The 281-nt window shown below is 68.7% G+C and carries 1 protein-coding gene; it reads right to left on the reverse strand.

What is annotated here, in order from left to right:
* Positions 1-281: hypothetical protein (locus ISP15_RS18475; protein WP_404549484.1), on the reverse strand; the 281-nt coding region annotated here is incomplete at both ends.

Raw genomic sequence — 281 nt, forward strand, 5'->3', positions numbered from 1 at the left:
CTCGCCGTCGGCGTTGTAGACGGTGGTGGTGATCACGTCGCTGCTGCTGGCGGTGAGATAACCGGCCACCGTGGCCGGTGTGGCGGTGGGGCTCAGGCTGCCGGTGGACAGTGCCGTGGCGTACTGGCGCGTCTGCGTCATCTGCCCGCCGGCGTTGTAGGTGTATTGCGTGACGTTGAGGCCCAGTCCGTCGATCGCGTAGACCACCTGGCCGTCGGCGTCGTACACGCTTTGCTGGTAGCTGTCGCTGCCGCCGGGGGTGAGGTCGGCGCTCACCGCCG

The organism is Dyella jejuensis, assembly GCF_044904675.1.
GTDB lineage: Bacteria > Pseudomonadota > Gammaproteobacteria > Xanthomonadales > Rhodanobacteraceae > Dyella_B > Dyella_B jejuensis.